We start from the raw sequence: 18,016 nt of genomic DNA, 5'->3' as shown, positions 1-18,016 counted from the left end.
CGACAGAAATACTAATCCAAATCTTGAACAAAACTCTTACTACCAATAGTAATTGGTATACGTTCAATATAAAGCAAAGGCCCCGAAATCCGGGGCCTTTCTATTTCTATTGTTATTAATGTGGTGTCTTCTGTTTTCGCGCTAGAAACTAATACGCTCTCACCAGCTTACCTTCCATATAGTTCACATACGAGCGGTTCACTACTTTCATACCCCCCGGCGTTGGATAATTGCCCGTGAAGTACCAATCGCCTGAGTGATGAGGAATGGCCTTGTGCAGATTCTCTACGGTCTGGAATACAACTTCAAGCTCTGCTTTCATATCGGCAGGACGGCAGATGTCTGCGATCTTTGTGGAGATTTCATCATCGGTAAATTGCTCGTACAACTGCTGCACATAGTTTACCTGGCTTTGATGGCCGCGTGCTCTTGTGCACTTCTCATATACTTCACCTAACAGATAATCTTTGCCCTGATCTTTCAACAGTGCGATCATGGCACGGAATGCCACAAATTCGCCCATCTTGCTCATGTCTATACCGTAGCAATCCGGAAAGCGTATCTGCGGTGCGGATGATACTACAACAATTTTCTTCGGACCAATACGGTCGAGCATTTTTAAAATACTTTTTTCCAATGTAGTACCGCGCACGATCGAGTCATCGATCACTACCAGGGTATCCACACCTTTACGGATCACCTCATACGTAGTGTCATAAACATGCGATACCATTTCATCGCGATGTTGATCATCCGTAATGAATGTGCGAAGTTTTACATCTTTCAACACCAGCTTTTCGATACGTGGTCTGAAAGAAAGTATATCTTCCAGAGAATCAACCGAAGGTTTACCATCGATGATAATATCCTTCTGCTTATTGATCAGGTAATCTTCTATACCAGCCATTAAACCATAGAAAGCTGTTTCGGCAGTATTGGGTATATACGAGAATACCGTATTCCTGATATCGAAGTTGATGGCACGCAATACCTGAGGCACGAGTAAACGGCCGAGCTGCTTGCGTTCTTTATATATATCCGGATCGTTACCACGAGAGAAATATATACGCTCGAAGCTGCAGGATTTTTTCTCACCTGCTTTTACAATCTGATATTGTCCAAATTCACCACTCTTGCTGATAATGAGTGCGTGGCCGGGCTTTACTTCTTCAATCTGATTATACTCTACATTGAACGCAGCTTTAATAGCCGGCTTCTCCGAAGCCACTACTACTACCTCATCGTCAGCATAAAAATAGGCTGGACGAATTCCATTTGGATCGCGCGTTACAAAAGATGACCCCGAGCCTGTCATACCAGCCATGGTATAACCACCATCGAAATCTTTACATGCTCTTTTCAGTACACGCTGAAGATCAATTTCATTCTCAATGATCTCGGATACTTCGCGGTTGGAGAATTTATCTTTATATTTTTCAAAGATACCCTGCACTTCTTCATCGAGGAAGTGACCGATCTTTTCCATCACGGTAACGGTATCTACTTTTTCTTTCGGGTGCTGACCGAGGTTTACGAGTATTTCAAACAGCTCATCCACGTTGGTCATGTTGAAGTTACCGGCCATTACCAGGTTGCGGCTTCTCCAGTTATTTTGACGAAGGAACGGATGAACGTTTTCTATGCTATTAAAACCGTGTGTACCATAGCGTAAATGGCCGAGCCACAGTTCGCCGGTAAAGGCTACATTTTCCTTAAGCCATTGCTCATCGCGGAATTTGTCTTTCCCCTGCTTCTGCGCTTTCCTGAATTTTTTGCTGATTTTTTTGAAGAGGTGTGCCACGGGTTGTGGCTTGATGGAACGATAGCGGCTAATATAACGGTGTCCTGATTCTACGTCTATCTTGATGTTGGCAACTCCTGCACCATCCTGTCCGCGATTGTGCTGCTTCTCCATCAGGATATACATTTTGTTCATCGCGTAAGTAGGCCCGTACTTATCCAGGTAGTACGAAAGGGGTTTACGCAGGCGGATCATCGCTATACCGCACTCGTGAAGGATTTGGTCGCTCATGGTGTACCGTTATTCTTTAGGCAGCCCCCGGTCAGTTTCGCGTTCATCGTTAATCGTTATCCGCAGAAAAAACACCTTCCCGGACTACGCTCAAGCGATAACGGATAACGGACAACGGATAACTACTGCAAAGGTAATTTTATTAATCCATCCCATCAACAGCCCGGGGCTGAAGAAGAACAGAAGTACGAGTAAAACCAATATCAATCCGAAAAGATTTTCGAATGTAAGAATATTTGTTTTTACCGTGGATTCACTGCTTTTTACAAAAGCATAGTAAGGTATTCGCAAATAATAAAACAACGAAACCACGGTGTTGAGCAAACCAAAAATCAACAACCAGAGTAATAAATTTTTACCGGTAACCTGGTATGATTCCCATAGCGAAGTGAATATAAACAGTTTGGCCGTGAAGCCTGCCGTAGGTGGCAGCCCGGTGAGTGCCACCAGACCAATTAACAAAAATATGGATGGCCACAAAAATGTTTTCCCTGCACCCTGAAAGTCTGCAATCGATGCAACGCCATTTTTTTCGAAGTATTGAAGGTATATAAACACAATAAAATTCATAATCATATATACCATTGCATAGAACAACATGGCTTGCATGCCTTGTGGAAGAAAAGCTACAATACCTACAAGTAAAAAACCTGACTGAGCAATAGACGAATAGGCCATGAGTCGTTTGGGATTTTTTTGCATAAGCGCTGAAAAATTTCCCACGGTAAGCGAAAGAATGGCTACGGCACTGAGTACTGATTGCCAGTCGTACGGAGATTGTCCACCCCTATAAATGGCAAGGCTAAATCGCATAAGCACGCCAATGCCCGCAAGCTTGGGCACAATAGAAAAGAATGCAACCACGGGCATGGGTGCAGATTCATATACATCGGGCGACCAAAAATGAAGCGGTGCAGCGGCTATCTTATACAGAAAGCCACTTAGAATCATCAGTGCCGAGATAAAGAAAAGTGGTGTAAGATTGTTTTGAAGCTGGTTGAAAAAATCCGGCGAAGAAAAATCAAGTGTCCCGGTAAAGCCATAAAACATGGAGAGTCCATACAACATAACGGCCGATGCCACAGAGCCAAACAAAAAATATTTCAGACTGCCTTCGGCACCTTTTCTGTTAAATGCAAAACCGGCAAGTATATAGGAGCTTATCGAGATAAGTTCAAGTGAAAGAAACACCATTAGCAGATTGGTGCTCATCACCAACAGGTGAGCACCCAACACCACAGCAATTAACAACGCATAATATTCTGATATATAGTTCTCCAACTGCCTATTGCGCCAGCTCATGATAACGGTAAGTATTCCGGCTATATCTACCAATGCCTGCAGATAAAGGGAGAATGTATCCTGTTTCAGCATACCCTGGAATAACCATATCGGTTCCTGAAAGTCAAGCCCATGTTCAATTACAAAAAGAAGTGAAAACGAAAACACAAGCAATGAAAGCAGTACGAGGCTGGGGTCGTTTTTCTTTACCAGGCCCACAACCATGATCAACAATATACCGATTGCCAGAATTACTTCAGGGCTCATCGACAGCAGGCTGAAGGAGATATGATCCAAGGTATCAGACAAACTGCTCTTCACAGATTAGAGATTTAGGGTTAAGCTCTTTCCTGTTGCTAAAACAAATTCAGAAAAACTTTGAGCAAACGGATCGATAAAATTGATGACCAGCTGCGGAAATATACCGAACACCAACGCAGCGAGTGCAAGAGGTACCATTACCACGTACTCGCGTTTGTTCAGGTCATACATCGCGTCATCAGAAATATTTCCTTTCAGATTATAGGGGCCGAAGAACATGCGTTGCAATGTCCACAGGTAATATGCGGCGCTCAGTATCAATCCGGCCGTAGCAATAACAGCCATCGCTTCCGGAAGCAAACCATTTATACTGCCGGAATGGAAAGCTCCGAGGAATACCATGATTTCCGCTATAAATCCGGAAAAGCCGGGTAGCCCCATAGATGCAAAGAAGCCAACCAATACAACCGCTGTATACGAAGGCATGCGTGATGAAAGACCCGAGTAATTATTAATGGTACGATCATGTGTGCGATCGTACAACACACCAGCAATAAGAAAGAGCAATGCTGAAATTATACCATGGCTCACCATCTGATAAACGGCTCCGGCAACACCTTCGGCAGTAAGTGATGCAAGGCCTAGCAGTACATATCCCATGTGCGATACAGAAGAATATGCAATGAGTCGCTTCAAATCTTTACTGGCCATAGCATTCATACCTCCGTAGATGATAGAGATAACGCCCATGAGGCCGATGAACCAACTGAAATATAGAGCAGCATCCGGAAATATAGGGAAGGCTATTCGCAATAATCCATAACCACCAATCTTCAACAGCAACGCAGCCAGCACAACTGATACGGGGGTAGGTGCCTCTACGTGAGCATCGGGCAACCAGGTATGCAAGGGCACCATCGGTAATTTTATAGCGAAGCCAAGAAACAACAACAGGAATGCCCACAGGCGTGCATCCAGCGGACCAATCTGCCACGGGTTGTTAGGATCAAGTACAGAGTTGGAAATAAAATTAGCCGGATCACTCATGTTGATCAGGTTAAAGCTATGCACCAATTCACCGGAATACGAGGGATCATGCACGCTGATATATAGCGCAATCATTGCGATTAGTATAAAGATCGATCCCAGCAGTGTATACAGAAAGAACTTGATGGATGCATATTCTCTTCGCGCTCCACCCCATATAGCAATGAGAAAGAACATGGGCAGAAGCATAAATTCAAAGAAGAGATAGAAGAGCAAAAAGTCGAGTGCTGTAAAGCTTCCTATGATCGCTGTATTCAATATCAGCAGGAGTATAAAGTATCCTTTTACGTTCCTCTCGATGGTCCATGAAGAGATAGTTGCAATCAACATAACGACAACAGATAAAACTACCAGCGGCAGGCTAAGACCATCGACACCAATAAAGTATTCGGCTTTCAATATTCCCCACGAACCGAGGCTTAGTGTAATCCAGTTCTTTTTCTCAACAAGTTGCAATCCCCCACCGGTAGTATACATGCCGAGCATGATTACAACAACAAAAAGCTGCAGGAGACTTACCAGCAATGCACTGTAACGGAAATAGTGTTTGGCACCAGCAGAAACAAATAGCGCGACCAATGCTGCAAGAAGCGGTATAAAAATTAAAAGTGATATCAGATAGTGGTGCATGTATATTCAGTTTCTGGCTGATCAGGCTTTTCAGCTTCTTAAAATAGTGTCCAAATTAAAAAAATAATAATTGCCAGCACGGCCCATAAAATATAAGCCTGTATACGCCCGCCCTGAAACGATCGTGTAAAATTACCAACGCTACGCGAAAGTGCTGCTACACCATTGACGGCTCCATCAACCACCGCACGATCAAACCAGCCTATAAAGTGCGCTACCGTTACTTGTGCGTACGCTGATGCATGAATAAGGCCATCAATCCATTTACGATCGAAATACTCAGCAAGGTCAGCCATTTTCAAGACGGGCTTGCCAATGACATAGCTATAGATGGTATCCAAATAAAATGCATGTAATAACAACGGTGACTCCATTGATCGCTGCCTGCATACAAACCATGCCACCAGCAAAGCGAGAATAATCCAAAGCGCGGATGCAATCGAAAGGAAACCAAAATGAAAATATTTACCGGTATGCAGTCCGTTGAAAAGCCAGCCCTGAAACTCTATCGGATTAAACGACACTACAAGCCAAATAGAGCATATAGCCAACACGGCAACCGGAATGCGCATCACGGCAGGAGGTTCAGTGATGGTTAATGATGCTGTTGCTGTCGCTCTCTCCTCTCCCATAAAAATTAACCAGACCATGCGGAAAGTATAGACCACAGTTATGAATGAAACGAGAAATGCAGCAACCAATACAAGCCATCGCCACGAGAATTCAGCATCTTTCCACTGCACAAGTGCAGTGAGTATGGCATCTTTCGATATAAAACCTGAGAACAAGGGTATACCCGACAATGCGCTACCACTCAATACAAATGCAATGAATGTAAGTGGCAGCTTTTTTCGAAGACCGCCAAGATTTCGTATGTCTTGCACATTGAAGTGCGCATGCGCTTGCTGTTGTGCCTGATGCAGTGCATGAATAATATTACCGGCACACAAAAAGAGGCACGCTTTAAAAAACGCATGGGTGAACAGGTGCAGCATAGCCGCTGCTGTTGAGCCTGCACCGATTGCTGTTATCATCAATCCCAATTGTGAGATAGTGGAATATGCGAGTATCTTTTTTATGTCAGCCTGCACGAGTGCTGATAATGCCGCTATCAGTGCGGTGGTGATTCCGATTACAGTAATAACATCAGAAGCCTGTGGTGTAAACAGAAAATCGATACGCGCGAGTAAAAATACTCCGGCGGCAACCATGGTGGCTGCATGTATTAATGCTGACACCGGAGTAGGGCCTTCCATGGCATCGGGTAGCCAAGTGAGTAATGGAAACTGTGCCGACTTCCCCATTACTCCACAAAAGAGACAAAGGGATGCTGTTGTTTGCCACGAGAACATTTCGCTTTTGGTGGCAAGCAGCACCAAATCAAACGTGCCGGTGTTTGTCCACAGCAACATAAGCCCGATCAGAAATCCGGCATCGCCTATGCGATTGAAGATGAATGCTTTTTTGGCGGCAGCGCTGGCTCCCGGTTTTTCTTTCCAATGACCGATGAGCATGTAAGATGAAAAACCAACGAGCTCCCAAAAAACAAAAACGAGCAGCAAACTATTTGCAAGCACAATGCCGAGCATAGCAAACGTAAACAGTCCGAGCATGCCGAAGTATCGTGCTATACTTCCATCGCCTGCCATATAGCCGGTAGAGTATAGATGTACCAGGAAAGATATGAACGTTACCACCAGCAACATCAGTGCTGCTATATTATTCAGATAGATGCCTGCAGACAGGATTGTTCCTCCAACAGTAAACCAGTTCCATTGCGCAGTATATGCATGGTTCTGCCATACCGTGAAAAATATATAAATCGAACAGATCGCACTTATCAACAGGAACAAGGGCGCTGTAAATGAAACTATCCATGAATAGCGTTCTGATATAGCACCCGACACAAAGAAAGATATCAATGGCAGCAGTACTGCCAGCAGCAGGCAGGTTTCAAAAAACGAAGCATAGGATGAGGATGCATCTGCCATAAATCAATCTTTCAGTTCGGTAATTTCATCCGGTGTGGATGTCTGGTAATGCTGATAGACGCGAAGTACAATGGCGAGGCCAACAGCCGCCTCACATACTGCCACAATAATAACAAACAAGGCAAATAACTGCCCGTCAAGTCGCGCAGGGTATAGTTGATTAAAAGTCACCAGGTTCAGATTCGAAGCATTAAGCATCAACTCTATTCCCAACAGCACCATAATGGCATTGCGCTTGGTAATCACTACCAGTAACCCTGCTGAAAAAAGCAGCGCACCCAATAGCAGGAAGTGATGCAGCGGGAACATTTATACTTTTTTAGATTTAATAGTGGATGCAATGATGGCCGCCCCGATCAGCGCTACCAGCAACAGTATACCGGCTACTTCAAAGGGTAAAACATAATCGGTCATTAAGCCTATCCCTACATTATTAATAACTTTATCGGCTGGTAATTGTAATGAAGACATCTGCTCCCGAAATGGGTGCTTTACTATAAATACCGACAGCAGCATGAAGAATGTTCCTGCTACCAGTACGCCTCCCAATATATTAGCATGCGTTACTACCAATGGCTTACCCGAAATTTTAGAGGTGAGCATTACACCAAAGATGATCACCACTAATATACCTCCGGCATAGATCAATATCTGCGTTACAGCTACAAACTCTGCAAAAGCCAATACATATATACCGGCCAGCGAAAGCAAGCTTACAATCAGCAACAAGGCACCATAAAAAACATTGCGTACAAACACCAGGCTTATAGCTGCTCCTGCGGTAACGCATTCAAAAAAATAAAACATGAAGATTGCAAAGCTCATCCGTTTGAAGGCGGTGGTCCCGCAGGTTTAATTTTTGGTCTGAACACGGGTCTGGCAGCTTTCGGAGCTTCACCCGCAGCCTCTTTATTTTCTTCTGTTGCTGCGATGGGTTCGGATGCTACCACCGGTTTTGCAGCAGCTTTATTCTTTTGATGCTCTTCGTATAGTCTTTTCTTTTCAGCGATCTCAGCTTCCGTCATTTCGGCAAATACATAGTTATGTTCGCGAATATCGAATACGCTGAAATCATATACTTTGGTCATGGTAAGACATTCGGTTGGGCATACCGTTGTGCACAGTCCGCAGAAGCAGCACTTACCCATATCGATATCAAACTTGGCAGCGTATATACGCTTGGAGGTTCCATCGGATGTTTTACCGATCTCTTCAACGGCTTTAATAGGTTCTATGGTAATGCAATTTACCGGGCAGATCTTGGCACACTTATCACATACAATGCAATCATCAATCTCATTGTGAAGACGATAGCGTCCCGTATCAGGAACAGGTTGCATCTCGTAGGGATACTGAATAGTATTAATACCTTCGGTTGATTGAAAATACAGATCATCGGTAACGATCACCGGCTTGCGGCTCTTGCGTGCCTTCAGCATGTGCCTGAACGTTATCTTCAACCCCGCACCTAACGAACGGATGGCATAAACTATTCTACCAAAATATGTAATACTCGTTCCTTCCATCTTCAAGTAACAAAAATAGAAGGGAAAAAGATGTAATGAAGGAAAATCTTAGATAAGCTTCGTTGCTGGCAGCTGGCTTCCGGCCGCTAGCTGCTGGAAGGGCCTCGTATACTTAAGTGTATTCCCTCCCCTTCCACTACACGTATGAGTAGTTCATGGCTTGGAGCAGCCTTTTCATCACTCCCTCTTCTCACACCTCTGGCAGCCAGTAGCTGGCAGCTCGCAGCTTTTCTCAGCTTGCTTTCGGAATGGTGAAGTAAAATGTACTCCCCTTGTCTTCCTGGCTTTCCACCCAGATGCGGCCACCGTTCTTTTCTACAAACTCTTTGCAGAGAATGAGTCCGAGGCCGGTACCTTTTTCGTTGGCGGTACCACGTGTGGTATACGGTGCGGTTTTATCGAACAGTATATTCAGTACCTCAGGTTTTATGCCTACACCGTTGTCGCTTACAGATACTACAATATCTTTTTCCTGCAGCTTAGCCGCGATCAACACTCTGCCACCATCGTTGGTAAATTTAATGGCGTTGGTCATGAGGTTACGTATCACGAGGTTGATCGTGTTGGAGTCTGCAAAGCCAATGGCATCTTTAGGCACTTCGTTAATCAGTGTAATCTGCTTATCCTGAACAGAGCCGAGTAACTGTATATTTTCCTCCACAATCTTAAACAGGTTTATTTTCGCTGCCTGCAGATTCAGTTTATCCATCTGCAACAGGGTCCAGTCGAGAAGATTGTTAAGCAGGGTGCGGGTATGATTGAAGCGTACCTTCAGTTCCTGCGTATGCTTGTGCATCTCTTCCGGCTTGATAGCCCCTTTGTCGAGGATGTCGAGCAAGCCTGCAAGTGCGTTGATCGGCGAGCGCAGATCGTGTGATATGATGGAAAAGAATTTATCTTTTACCTGGTTGAGGCGCTCGAGCTCTTCGCTGCGCTTCTCCATATCATCCTGGTGTTGTAACAGCAACATGTTGATTTTGCGCCTGCGTTGCCCGCTGCGATACACGGTGATGAGCAGTATACCGCTCAGGGCCATTACCACCACGAGTATATTTCTGACAAACTCCTGCTTGCGGAGCTCACTGCGTTGTGATGTCTGTAATTTACTCAGCGCAGCGATCTGCGTATCGCGTGATTCTGTTTCAAAGCGAATCTGATCGCGCAGCAACTTGCCCTGCATCTCCTGGCTGAACAATGTATCTTCCAGTTGCTTGTATTGCTTGAAATATTCCAGCGATTTCTTGTAATCACCTTTACGCTCCCACAGCGATGATAGTTGGCTGAAGCCTTTTATCTCGAGCACGCGTGCATTAAGCTCGCGGGAGATTGTGAGCGATTGTTCAATCTTCAGAAGAGCTTCGTCATACTTTTGCTGGCGCATCAACACAGAACCACGCCCCAGCTCAACTTCTGCCATGCCAAACCGGTTGTTGGTTTTTGCATGCAAAGTGTAAGCAGAATCGTAATATGCGAGCGACCGTACAAAATCATTTTTGCTGACGTATACTGATGCAATACTGGACAACACCTGCGGATGTATCTCATCAATGTCCATAGTATTCACTTGCTGCAGCGCTTCTGTAAGAATTGTAAGTGCTGAATCGTATTGACCTTTACGCAGCATCACATCGCCTATTTCGTGCAGGGCATACGCTATACCTTCCTTATCACCGTATTGCTCGCTCATTTTTTTGGAGAGATACAGGTGGTTAAGGGCCTGATCGTACTGCCCCAGCTCTTTGAATACGCGGCCCACATTGTGCAAAGCAATCAGCATACGCAAGGTATCTTTGATCACACTGGCTACGCGATACGATTGCGTGAAATAAAAATAGGCATCATCATATTCGCCCAGATCAAAGTAATCGTGGCCGATGTTGTTATAGTCGCGGGAGATATTTACGCTATCTTTTTCTGCAACATCCAGTTCGAGCGCCCGATTGTCGTATTGAAGGGCAGAACTGAAATCGCCTGTGCTGGTCAGCAGCTGCGATGTGGCCAGATAGGCCATTACTTTATATTCAGGGTAATCGGCTTTATCTGCCAGTGCCAATGCATCCTGGCTATATTTCTGACTCTTTGAAAAATCAACGAACTGGTAACTCTCTGTGAGGAGTTTTAAAACATGAATACGGGTTGTATCGGCAATATCTTGTTTAAGTACATTTTCAAGACTATCTACAACATGCTGTGCATGCACCGATGTATGATTTAAGACAACCAGAAATAGTAAGGTCGAAAAAATTCTTTTCACGCTTTTCAAATAAAGATTACTTTCCAAAGTCCGCATATTATTACCAGGACTAATGCTACCGGTGTTAAATACTTCCACGACAAATTCATTAATTGATCAACCCGGAGGCGCGGGTACGTCCAGCGCACCCATAGCTGCATTGCTACAAAAAACAACGCCTTGAACATGAGCCAGAAAATTCCCCAGATAGTTGACGTCAGCATGCCCGGTGTTCCACTCGTCCATTCTGCTAACCGAAGGGAGGCGATGTTTGGCAGTGGCGAATTCCAGCTTCCAAAAAATAACACCGCCCCTAATATACTCACTAAAAGCATCATTCCATATTCCGCCAGCATGATTACAGCCCAGCGAAAACCGGAATATTCCGTTTGAAAGCCGGCCACCAGCTCCGACTCTGCTTCGGGCAGATCGAACGGTGCCCGGTTGCTTTCTGCCAGGGATGCAATGAAGAAAATAACCCACGCTATAAATAGCACAGGCATCCGGAAGATGTTCCACGATAAAAAACCTCCTATAGTGGTTGTCTCTATGCCCCACGCTTTTATACCGAACAAGTATTGCGGCTCGGTACTATAGATGCCTTGCTGATAGGATATAGCCTGAAGGTCGAGGGTTTGGCACACCATGCATACGCACAGCACCGAAAGCCCCAGTGGCACTTCATACGAAATGATCTGTGCTGCAGAACGCATGGTTCCAAGTACGCTATATTTATTGTTGGAACTCCACCCGGCGATGATGATGCCGATTACATCCAGCGATACAATGGCCAGCAGGAAAAACATAGCCGATGCTATACCAGCCCCGGTCCACGAAGGTGCCAGCGGCAATACGGCAAACCCGGCAAAAACGGAAGTGAAAATAATAATCGGAGCTACTTTGAACAGACCACTATCTGCCTTGGCGGGCACGATGTCTTCTTTCTGGATAAGCTTGAGCAGGTCGGCAACACTTTGTATTAATCCATAGGGTCCGGTTTCCATAGGGCCGAGCCTGTCTTGTATAAAAGCCGATATCTTCCGCTCCGCATAGATAGCAAAAATGGCATATACCAGCAGAAAGGGCAGTATGAAGATCAGGGTTGTCAATACTATATCAAAAGAAACCGCTAAGATGCGAAGAAAATCGGCAATCACATGGTGTGCTTGTCGAGCTGCACGGTTTCATGGAAAAATAATCCGGCCGCAGCTTCAAACGACTCCGTATAATCGGAAACCAGGAAGTGATAATACGGTGTAGCCTGATCGTTCAATAGTCCTTCCTTTTCAAGATGCTGCTTCAGCGCGAGCGCCACCACTTCAGAAGAATCGAGAATCGTCAGCCCGTTGTTATAGAAATTACTGATCTCTTTTTTTATCAGCGGGTAGTGAGTACATGCCAGGATCAGCGCCTCTATATTTTGAAGTACCGGGTCTGCCAGGTAGGTAGCGATAATTTCGTGGCTGATCTGGTTGTTGAAAAATCCTTCTTCGATCATGGGCGCCAGCAAAGGCGTAGCGAGCGAATGCACGGTAATGTTCTTGTTGCCTTCGGCTATCTTCCTTCCGTAAACGCCCGATTGTACGGTGCGTTTGGTACCAATCAGGCCTACCTGGCGGGAAGGAAACTGCCCCAGCACCAGCTCCACCATGGGGTCGATCACATTTATGATCTGGATATCCTTGCGCACATATTCCTTCAGCAACTCATACGCTGCAGAAGATGCAGAATTACAGGCAATCACAATTACTTTGCAGCCCTTTTTTACCAGCACATCTGCTATTTTAACTGAGTAAGCCTGGATAGCCGCCTCCGATTTATCGCCGTACGGAAGATGAACTGTGTCGCCAAAATAGATCATACTTTCCTGCGGCAGCATCTTTTTTATAGCGTGCGCTACGGTAAGTCCGCCAATGCCACTATCAAAGACCCCGATCGGTTGTTGCTTCTCTAATTTCATTTTCTGTAAATCGCTGCGAATTTTATTAAATTTAGCTTCACCTGTACTGACTCATGCATAAAAATCCGGGCTTTCTTCTGTTATCGCTTTTCATAGCCCTTGTTATGAACGTTGCCATCGCGCAAGACACGTTGCAAGTAGACAGTATATTGAAAATAATTCCAGCCACACCCCAGGACAGGCTTAGTATTGTTTTCGACCTGATGGGAGAAAGGCTTGCCAAGGAACCTACCGGCCGGGCGTTGAGCTCTGCTTTCCAGGCACTATCAGCCGTAAAGAATAACCGCATGCCGGTAGGCGAAGTACTCGCCTACAGAAATATAGCACAGCAGTACGACCGCATTGGCAACAAAGAAGAAGCCTTGCGTTACTTTGATGAAGCCTTGAAGGTTGCCAAGAGCAATCCGGAGAATATTTACGCCGCGGCATTGGCTCATTTCTATATGGGGCAATTCCTAAGTCAGCAGGAGCTGCGTGCGGAAGGGCTCCAACACATACTGGATGCTGCCAAAATGTTTGAGAACCTCAACATGTTAAGTTATGTGGTACTGTGCCACTATGCCGGTTGCACCATCAACTATGAAGCTCGCAACTACCGGCAGTGTATAGAAGAAGGGTACCGTGTATTGAATTATCACGAAAAGATTACAGGCGAGGTGACCGATCAGAACAAGTTTCAGAAAATGAGTATCTACAACACCATTGCCCTGGCAAACTATCAATTAAAGCAATACGATATCTCGATCATTAATTACGACAAGGCTGAGGCACTTGCAAAAGAAATTAAAAACGAGTTTTGGATAGGCCTCATCAATGGAAACAAAGCGGTTGTGCTAAAAGAGATGGGAAAAACGCACGAGGCAATTAAAAGTCTTCTGGCCGATTACAGCACCAGCAAAAAGTTTGGTGTGTGGGGGAGTGCCGGTATGGCCGCCACCTCGCTCAGTGATATATACCTCTCGCTTCATGATATACCACGCGCAGAGCAATACCTGGATTCCGCACGATACGTGTTTAAGCGCGAAGTCGATAAAGTTGCCATGCGTAAAGCAATGGCCAACTACTGGCTGGCCTATTCCAAGTTCAAAGCTGTCCTCGGCGATTATCCCCAGGCTTATAAAGCACTGGCCAAGCACGTTGAACTTCGCGACTCTCTTTACCAGGAAACAGAGTCGCTTAACCTGGCAAAGGTAAAGGCAAGCTATGACCTTGACCAGAAACAAACCGAGATCGAGCTACTCACCAAGAACAATGAAATTCAGCAGGAGCGTATTCGGAATCAGCGCACCATCTTTATTGCCACACTGGTAGGACTTATCCTGTTAATTGTGCTGGTAATAAATCTGGTATATAACTATCGCCGGCAACGCAACATTGCGCAGCTTATTCGCCGGCAACGCGATGAAATTGAGGTAAAGAATGTAGAGCTCGAAACACAGAGTACCCAGCTACAGGAGAACAACCAATATATACAGGCACTCAACGAACAACTGGAACAAAAAGTAGCAGAGCGCACACACGAGCTGGAAGTAACGAACAAAGAACTTGATACTTTCCTGTACCGCTCATCGCACGACATGCGCAGGCCACTCACTACACTGCTGGGCCTTAACCTGGTGGCCCGCCACGTAATCAACGACTCGCAGGCAAATTTACTCTTCGATAAAGTGGTGGAAACTGCGCGCAACATGGACAGCATGTTGTTCAAAATGCAGATGATCTATGAGCTAAACAAGACTGATCTGACGCTAGAGCCTGCCAACATCAACCAGTTAATCGCAGAAACTACACATTACTTCAAAGATGAATTTGACAAATTTCACATCAGGCATCACTTATCGTTGCCACACGATCTCACGATACTTTCAAACATTGCGTTGCTGCAGATCATCTTCCGCAACCTGATTGAAAACTCTATACTCTTCCGCAAAACACAACCGGGAGCCACTCCCTTTATAGATGTAAATGCTACCCATGCTAACGATACTATCGAAATTGTAATTGCCGATAACGGCATAGGTGTAGAAGAAAAATATCAATCACGACTTTTTGATCTCTACTTCCGTGCGTCTCAAGCCTCAAAAGGAAATGGATTAGGCCTATACCTGGTAAAGAAAGCCGTAGCCAAGCTTAATGGTGAGATACAACTCATCAGCCATTATGGCGTAGGCACAACGGTAACGATGAAGCTCCCGGTTATGCCGTAGGGTTAGCCGTTATGCGTTACAGGTTAATCGTTATTAGTTACACATTATCCGTTACAGGTTAGGTTAATCGCTTATGCGTGCTTTAACCTCACAGTCTGCACTTCAGTCAGCCAGACGTTAATCTAATCTGTAACAATTAACGTCGTATAACGATTGACAGGCAACAATCATATTCACGTTACATTCTCGGAGAGTCGTGCAATAACTACTTCATGTTGTTCACGGTGGCCACAGTAAGAACATTTAAAATGCTTCAGCAGCAATCCGTTGCTGGAAGGAGTCGGGTGTTCTTCAATCTCTTCCTTGTCGATCTTCATGGTATAGTAGCCACATTCTGAACATTCCTCAGCATGTTCATAGGCATTGTACTTCTCAATTTTTTTGAAGCCTGTCTTCTCATCAATCCACACATCGTAGTCAACGGAGTGTACATCATCGCCCTTTCGTGTTCCTTCCAGGTGATGTTCCTGCACTTCACTGTCATTGAGTTTACGCATAATATTGCCGGCAGGCGAAATACGGGGTGTGTTGCGCAGCCGGGTGAGCCTCCGCTCTATAAACCGCGGATAATATATCTTTACCAGGCTGAAAAAAAGGAAGTAAGCAATAACGGTAAGTCCCAATACTATAAACGTTCTTACATAAAACCACCGCATGCTGTTTGTTTCAATGGCATGGCTCGCTATGGTGTTGGCCAGGAATGTGCCTGCCAGAATAAAGGCCATAACGGCATACCAGAAATAACGGATCTCGTACAGGTTTACATAATCGTACTTCTCTTTGTAATCCTTTACTTGGAATACTTTGAACTCGTGGTACAGCAGAATCAATACACCGATCGCTACACAAACTCCACCACCTATATACATGTATTGATCCCACGCGGCCATAAATGTTGACGTGGTTTCCATAGGACTTGATTTTTTTTGGTGTAACTAAAGTTATGATTTTTTACATCAATTCGCTAATGATTATCGCCTCGCTTTTAAGCGTTTGCAGCATTACTTTCAGAGGCTAAACACACACCACGCCCGGCATGCAAAAACAGATATACCGTAGCCAACACCGAGAATTTTGTAATATTGTGCTTTAACAAATCCATTTTAGACTATAAAACTGCTATGGCTAACAACTTATTGAAAGGAAAACGCGGTATCATCTTTGGAGCATTGGATGAAAATTCAATTGCCTGGAAGACAGCTTTAAAAGTAAAGGAAGAGGGCGGTTCATTCACCCTTACCAACGCCCCTATCGCTATGCGTATGGGCAAGATTAACGAGCTGGCTAAAATGTGTAATGCCGAAGTAATCCCGGCCGATGCTACTTCAGAAGAGGATTTGAATAATCTTTTTGTCAAGTCAATGGAAGTGCTGGGCGGAAAGCTTGACTTTGTTCTGCACTCCATCGGTATGAGTCCGAACGTGCGCAAAGGCAGAACTTATGGCGATCTCAATTATGAGTGGTTCCTCAAAACGCTGGATATATCGGGTGTTTCTTTTCACAAAGTGTTGCAGACAGCAGAAAAGACTGACGCAATGAATGAATGGGGCTCTATCCTGGCGCTTACGTATATCGCGGCACAACGCACATACCCCGATTATTCCGATATGGCACAGGCAAAAGCAGTTCTTGAATCAATCGCCCGTAGCTACGGCCAGCGTTTTGCCAAGCTTAAGAAAGTACGCGTTAATACAATATCTCAATCACCTACCAAAACAACGGCAGGTTCAGGTATCTCCGGCTTCGATGTGTTCTACGATTTCGCGCAGATGATGTCTCCACTGGGAAACGCATCAGCCGAAGACTGTGCTAACTATATTGTAGCGATGTTCTCTGATTTCACACGCATGGTTACAATGCAAAACCTGATGCACGATGGAGGTTTCTCTTCTACCGGCATCACACAGGATCTGATCGATCGTCTTACAAAATAATAAAGCTGTCAGGTTGCTGCAGGTACATGCCTGCAGCAGACCTGTTATGCAACTATACGCATGGTTTCTTTCCCGCCCTGCAAGATCAACCTCGGCCTGCACATTATCCGCAAGCGTCCGGATGGTTATCACGACCTTGAAACCTGTTTTTACCCTGTTCCCTGGACAGATATACTGGAGATTATACCGGCTGATTCCCTGGCGTTTACCAGCTCGGGATTAGCTATACCCGGCCGCGAAGACGACAACCTTTGCCTGAAGGCATACCATCTGTTACAGCATGATTTCGATCTCAGGCCGGTAAAAATCCACCTGCATAAAATCATTCCGATGGGTGCCGGGCTGGGTGGCGGCTCTGCCGATGGAGCACACACTGTGCGGCTGCTGAACAACCTATTTCAATTAAATCTTTCTGCCGAAAAGATGATGGCCTACACCGCACAGCTCGGCAGTGACTGTTCTTTTTTTATACAAGATAAACCCCTGCTGGGCACAGGCCGTGGAGAAGTGCTTCAACCCCTTGCTCTTTCGCTTAAAGGGAAGTATATGGTAATAGCAAAGCCCGATGTGCACGTATCAACGGCAGAAGCCTATGCCGGTGTAACGCCTGCCCTACCAGCATTACCGTTACACGAAGCATTAACACAACCACTGCATGCATGGAAGAATGTTGTTCATAATGATTTTGAAACATCTGTGTTTCAAAAATACCCGGTCATTGCATTGTTGAAAGAAACGTTGTACCGGCAGGGTGCGGTGTATGCAAGCATGAGTGGCTCCGGTGCTGCCGTGTTTGGTATATTTGATAAGGAAGTGCCTGTAACACTGCCCGATGGATATGCATCGTGGCGAGGCATACTACCCTGATTGCTGCCATCATTCCTTTGTACTTGTTTACACCTCATAAACACTTC

Annotated in this window: 14 protein-coding genes; 3 read left to right on the top strand and 11 right to left on the bottom strand. The window is 45.2% G+C overall.

Annotated features, from left to right (window positions below):
• Positions 1–148: 148 nt before the first annotated feature.
• The 10 genes from V7Q33_RS19455 to murI form a co-directional block, all read right to left on the bottom strand.
• Positions 149–2,032, bottom strand: a complete 1,884-nt coding sequence (locus V7Q33_RS19455; RefSeq protein ID WP_331975781.1) for an amidophosphoribosyltransferase — start codon at positions 2,030–2,032, stop codon at positions 149–151.
• 90 nt (positions 2,033–2,122) lie between these two features.
• Positions 2,123–3,634: an NADH-quinone oxidoreductase subunit N gene (locus V7Q33_RS19450; protein WP_333820956.1), complete on the bottom strand. Its 1,512-nt coding sequence runs from the start codon at positions 3,632–3,634 to the stop codon at positions 2,123–2,125.
• A gap of 3 nt (positions 3,635–3,637) precedes the next feature.
• Positions 3,638–5,251 carry a complex I subunit 4 family protein gene (locus V7Q33_RS19445; protein ID WP_333820955.1) on the bottom strand — a complete coding sequence of 538 codons (1,614 nt, stop codon included), beginning with the start codon at positions 5,249–5,251 and terminating at the stop codon, positions 3,638–3,640.
• 38 nt (positions 5,252–5,289) lie between these two features.
• On the bottom strand, positions 5,290–7,242 hold the full coding sequence (locus V7Q33_RS19440) for an NADH-quinone oxidoreductase subunit 5 family protein (protein WP_333820954.1): 1,953 nt from the start codon (positions 7,240–7,242) through the stop codon (positions 5,290–5,292).
• A 3-nt stretch (positions 7,243–7,245) separates the two neighbouring features.
• On the bottom strand, positions 7,246–7,551 hold the full coding sequence (gene nuoK, locus V7Q33_RS19435; protein ID WP_331975773.1) for an NADH-quinone oxidoreductase subunit NuoK: 306 nt from the start codon (positions 7,549–7,551) through the stop codon (positions 7,246–7,248).
• The gene (locus V7Q33_RS19430; protein ID WP_333820953.1) at positions 7,552–8,067 is read right to left on the bottom strand and encodes an NADH-quinone oxidoreductase subunit J family protein; all 516 of its coding nucleotides are present in this window, start codon (positions 8,065–8,067) and stop codon (positions 7,552–7,554) included. It abuts the gene before it with no gap.
• Complete coding sequence (locus V7Q33_RS19425) at positions 8,064–8,681, bottom strand: 4Fe-4S binding protein (RefSeq protein WP_333820952.1); 618 nt, start codon at positions 8,679–8,681, stop codon at positions 8,064–8,066. Before V7Q33_RS19425 ends, V7Q33_RS19430 begins: the two co-directional genes overlap by 4 nt.
• A 319-nt stretch (positions 8,682–9,000) precedes the next feature.
• Positions 9,001–11,022, bottom strand: coding sequence for a tetratricopeptide repeat-containing sensor histidine kinase (locus V7Q33_RS19420; protein ID WP_331975767.1), 2,022 nt, complete (start codon positions 11,020–11,022; stop codon positions 9,001–9,003).
• Between the two features lie 5 nt (positions 11,023–11,027).
• The gene (locus V7Q33_RS19415; protein ID WP_442945992.1) at positions 11,028–12,158 is read right to left on the bottom strand and encodes a complex I subunit 1/NuoH family protein; all 1,131 of its coding nucleotides are present in this window, start codon (positions 12,156–12,158) and stop codon (positions 11,028–11,030) included.
• Complete coding sequence (gene murI, locus V7Q33_RS19410) at positions 12,155–12,961, bottom strand: glutamate racemase (protein ID WP_331975765.1); 807 nt, start codon at positions 12,959–12,961, stop codon at positions 12,155–12,157. Before murI ends, V7Q33_RS19415 begins: the two co-directional genes overlap by 4 nt.
• A 104-nt stretch (positions 12,962–13,065) precedes the next feature.
• On the opposite strand from murI, the gene V7Q33_RS19405 reads away from it, so the two are divergent.
• On the top strand, positions 13,066–15,168 hold the full coding sequence (locus V7Q33_RS19405) for an ATP-binding protein (protein ID WP_331975763.1): 2,103 nt from the start codon (positions 13,066–13,068) through the stop codon (positions 15,166–15,168).
• A gap of 173 nt (positions 15,169–15,341) precedes the next feature.
• On the opposite strand, the gene V7Q33_RS19400 is transcribed toward V7Q33_RS19405, so the two are convergent.
• The gene (locus V7Q33_RS19400) at positions 15,342–16,079 is read right to left on the bottom strand and encodes a hypothetical protein (RefSeq protein ID WP_331975761.1); all 738 of its coding nucleotides are present in this window, start codon (positions 16,077–16,079) and stop codon (positions 15,342–15,344) included.
• 210 nt (positions 16,080–16,289) lie between these two features.
• On the opposite strand from V7Q33_RS19400, the gene V7Q33_RS19395 reads away from it, so the two are divergent.
• Positions 16,290–17,102 (top strand): enoyl-ACP reductase FabI, encoded by an 813-nt coding sequence (locus V7Q33_RS19395; RefSeq protein WP_331975759.1) that lies wholly within the window; start codon positions 16,290–16,292, stop codon positions 17,100–17,102.
• A gap of 60 nt (positions 17,103–17,162) precedes the next feature.
• Positions 17,163–17,969, top strand: coding sequence for a 4-(cytidine 5'-diphospho)-2-C-methyl-D-erythritol kinase (gene ispE / locus V7Q33_RS19390; protein ID WP_333820951.1), 807 nt, complete (start codon positions 17,163–17,165; stop codon positions 17,967–17,969).
• Positions 17,970–18,016 lie beyond the last annotated feature (47 nt).

The sequence above is a fragment of the Ohtaekwangia sp. genome (genome assembly GCF_036786105.1).
GTDB lineage: Bacteria > Bacteroidota > Bacteroidia > Cytophagales > Cyclobacteriaceae > Ohtaekwangia.
The sequence above is the reverse complement of the archived record's forward strand: the minus strand, read 5'-3'. Positions and strand labels throughout refer to the sequence as shown.

What these genes read in the sequence shown, in the direction of transcription:
- V7Q33_RS19455 (WP_331975781.1), bottom strand. Translation starts at nt 2,032, where the DNA reads ATGAGCGACCAAATCCTTCACGAGTGCGGTATAGCGATGATCCGCCTG.
- V7Q33_RS19445 (WP_333820955.1), bottom strand. Translation starts at nt 5,251, where the DNA reads ATGCACCACTATCTGATATCACTTTTAATTTTTATACCGCTTCTTGCA.
- V7Q33_RS19440 (WP_333820954.1), bottom strand. Translation starts at nt 7,242, where the DNA reads ATGGCAGATGCATCCTCATCCTATGCTTCGTTTTTTGAAACCTGCCTG.
- nuoK (WP_331975773.1), bottom strand. Translation starts at nt 7,551, where the DNA reads ATGTTCCCGCTGCATCACTTCCTGCTATTGGGTGCGCTGCTTTTTTCA.
- V7Q33_RS19430 (WP_333820953.1), bottom strand. Translation starts at nt 8,067, where the DNA reads ATGAGCTTTGCAATCTTCATGTTTTATTTTTTTGAATGCGTTACCGCA.
- V7Q33_RS19425 (WP_333820952.1), bottom strand. Translation starts at nt 8,681, where the DNA reads ATGCTGAAGGCACGCAAGAGCCGCAAGCCGGTGATCGTTACCGATGAT.
- murI (WP_331975765.1), bottom strand. Translation starts at nt 12,961, where the DNA reads ATGAAATTAGAGAAGCAACAACCGATCGGGGTCTTTGATAGTGGCATT.
- V7Q33_RS19405 (WP_331975763.1), top strand. Translation starts at nt 13,066, where the DNA reads ATGAACGTTGCCATCGCGCAAGACACGTTGCAAGTAGACAGTATATTG.
- V7Q33_RS19400 (WP_331975761.1), bottom strand. Translation starts at nt 16,079, where the DNA reads ATGGAAACCACGTCAACATTTATGGCCGCGTGGGATCAATACATGTAT.
- V7Q33_RS19395 (WP_331975759.1), top strand. Translation starts at nt 16,290, where the DNA reads ATGGCTAACAACTTATTGAAAGGAAAACGCGGTATCATCTTTGGAGCA.
- ispE (WP_333820951.1), top strand. Translation starts at nt 17,163, where the DNA reads ATGGTTTCTTTCCCGCCCTGCAAGATCAACCTCGGCCTGCACATTATC.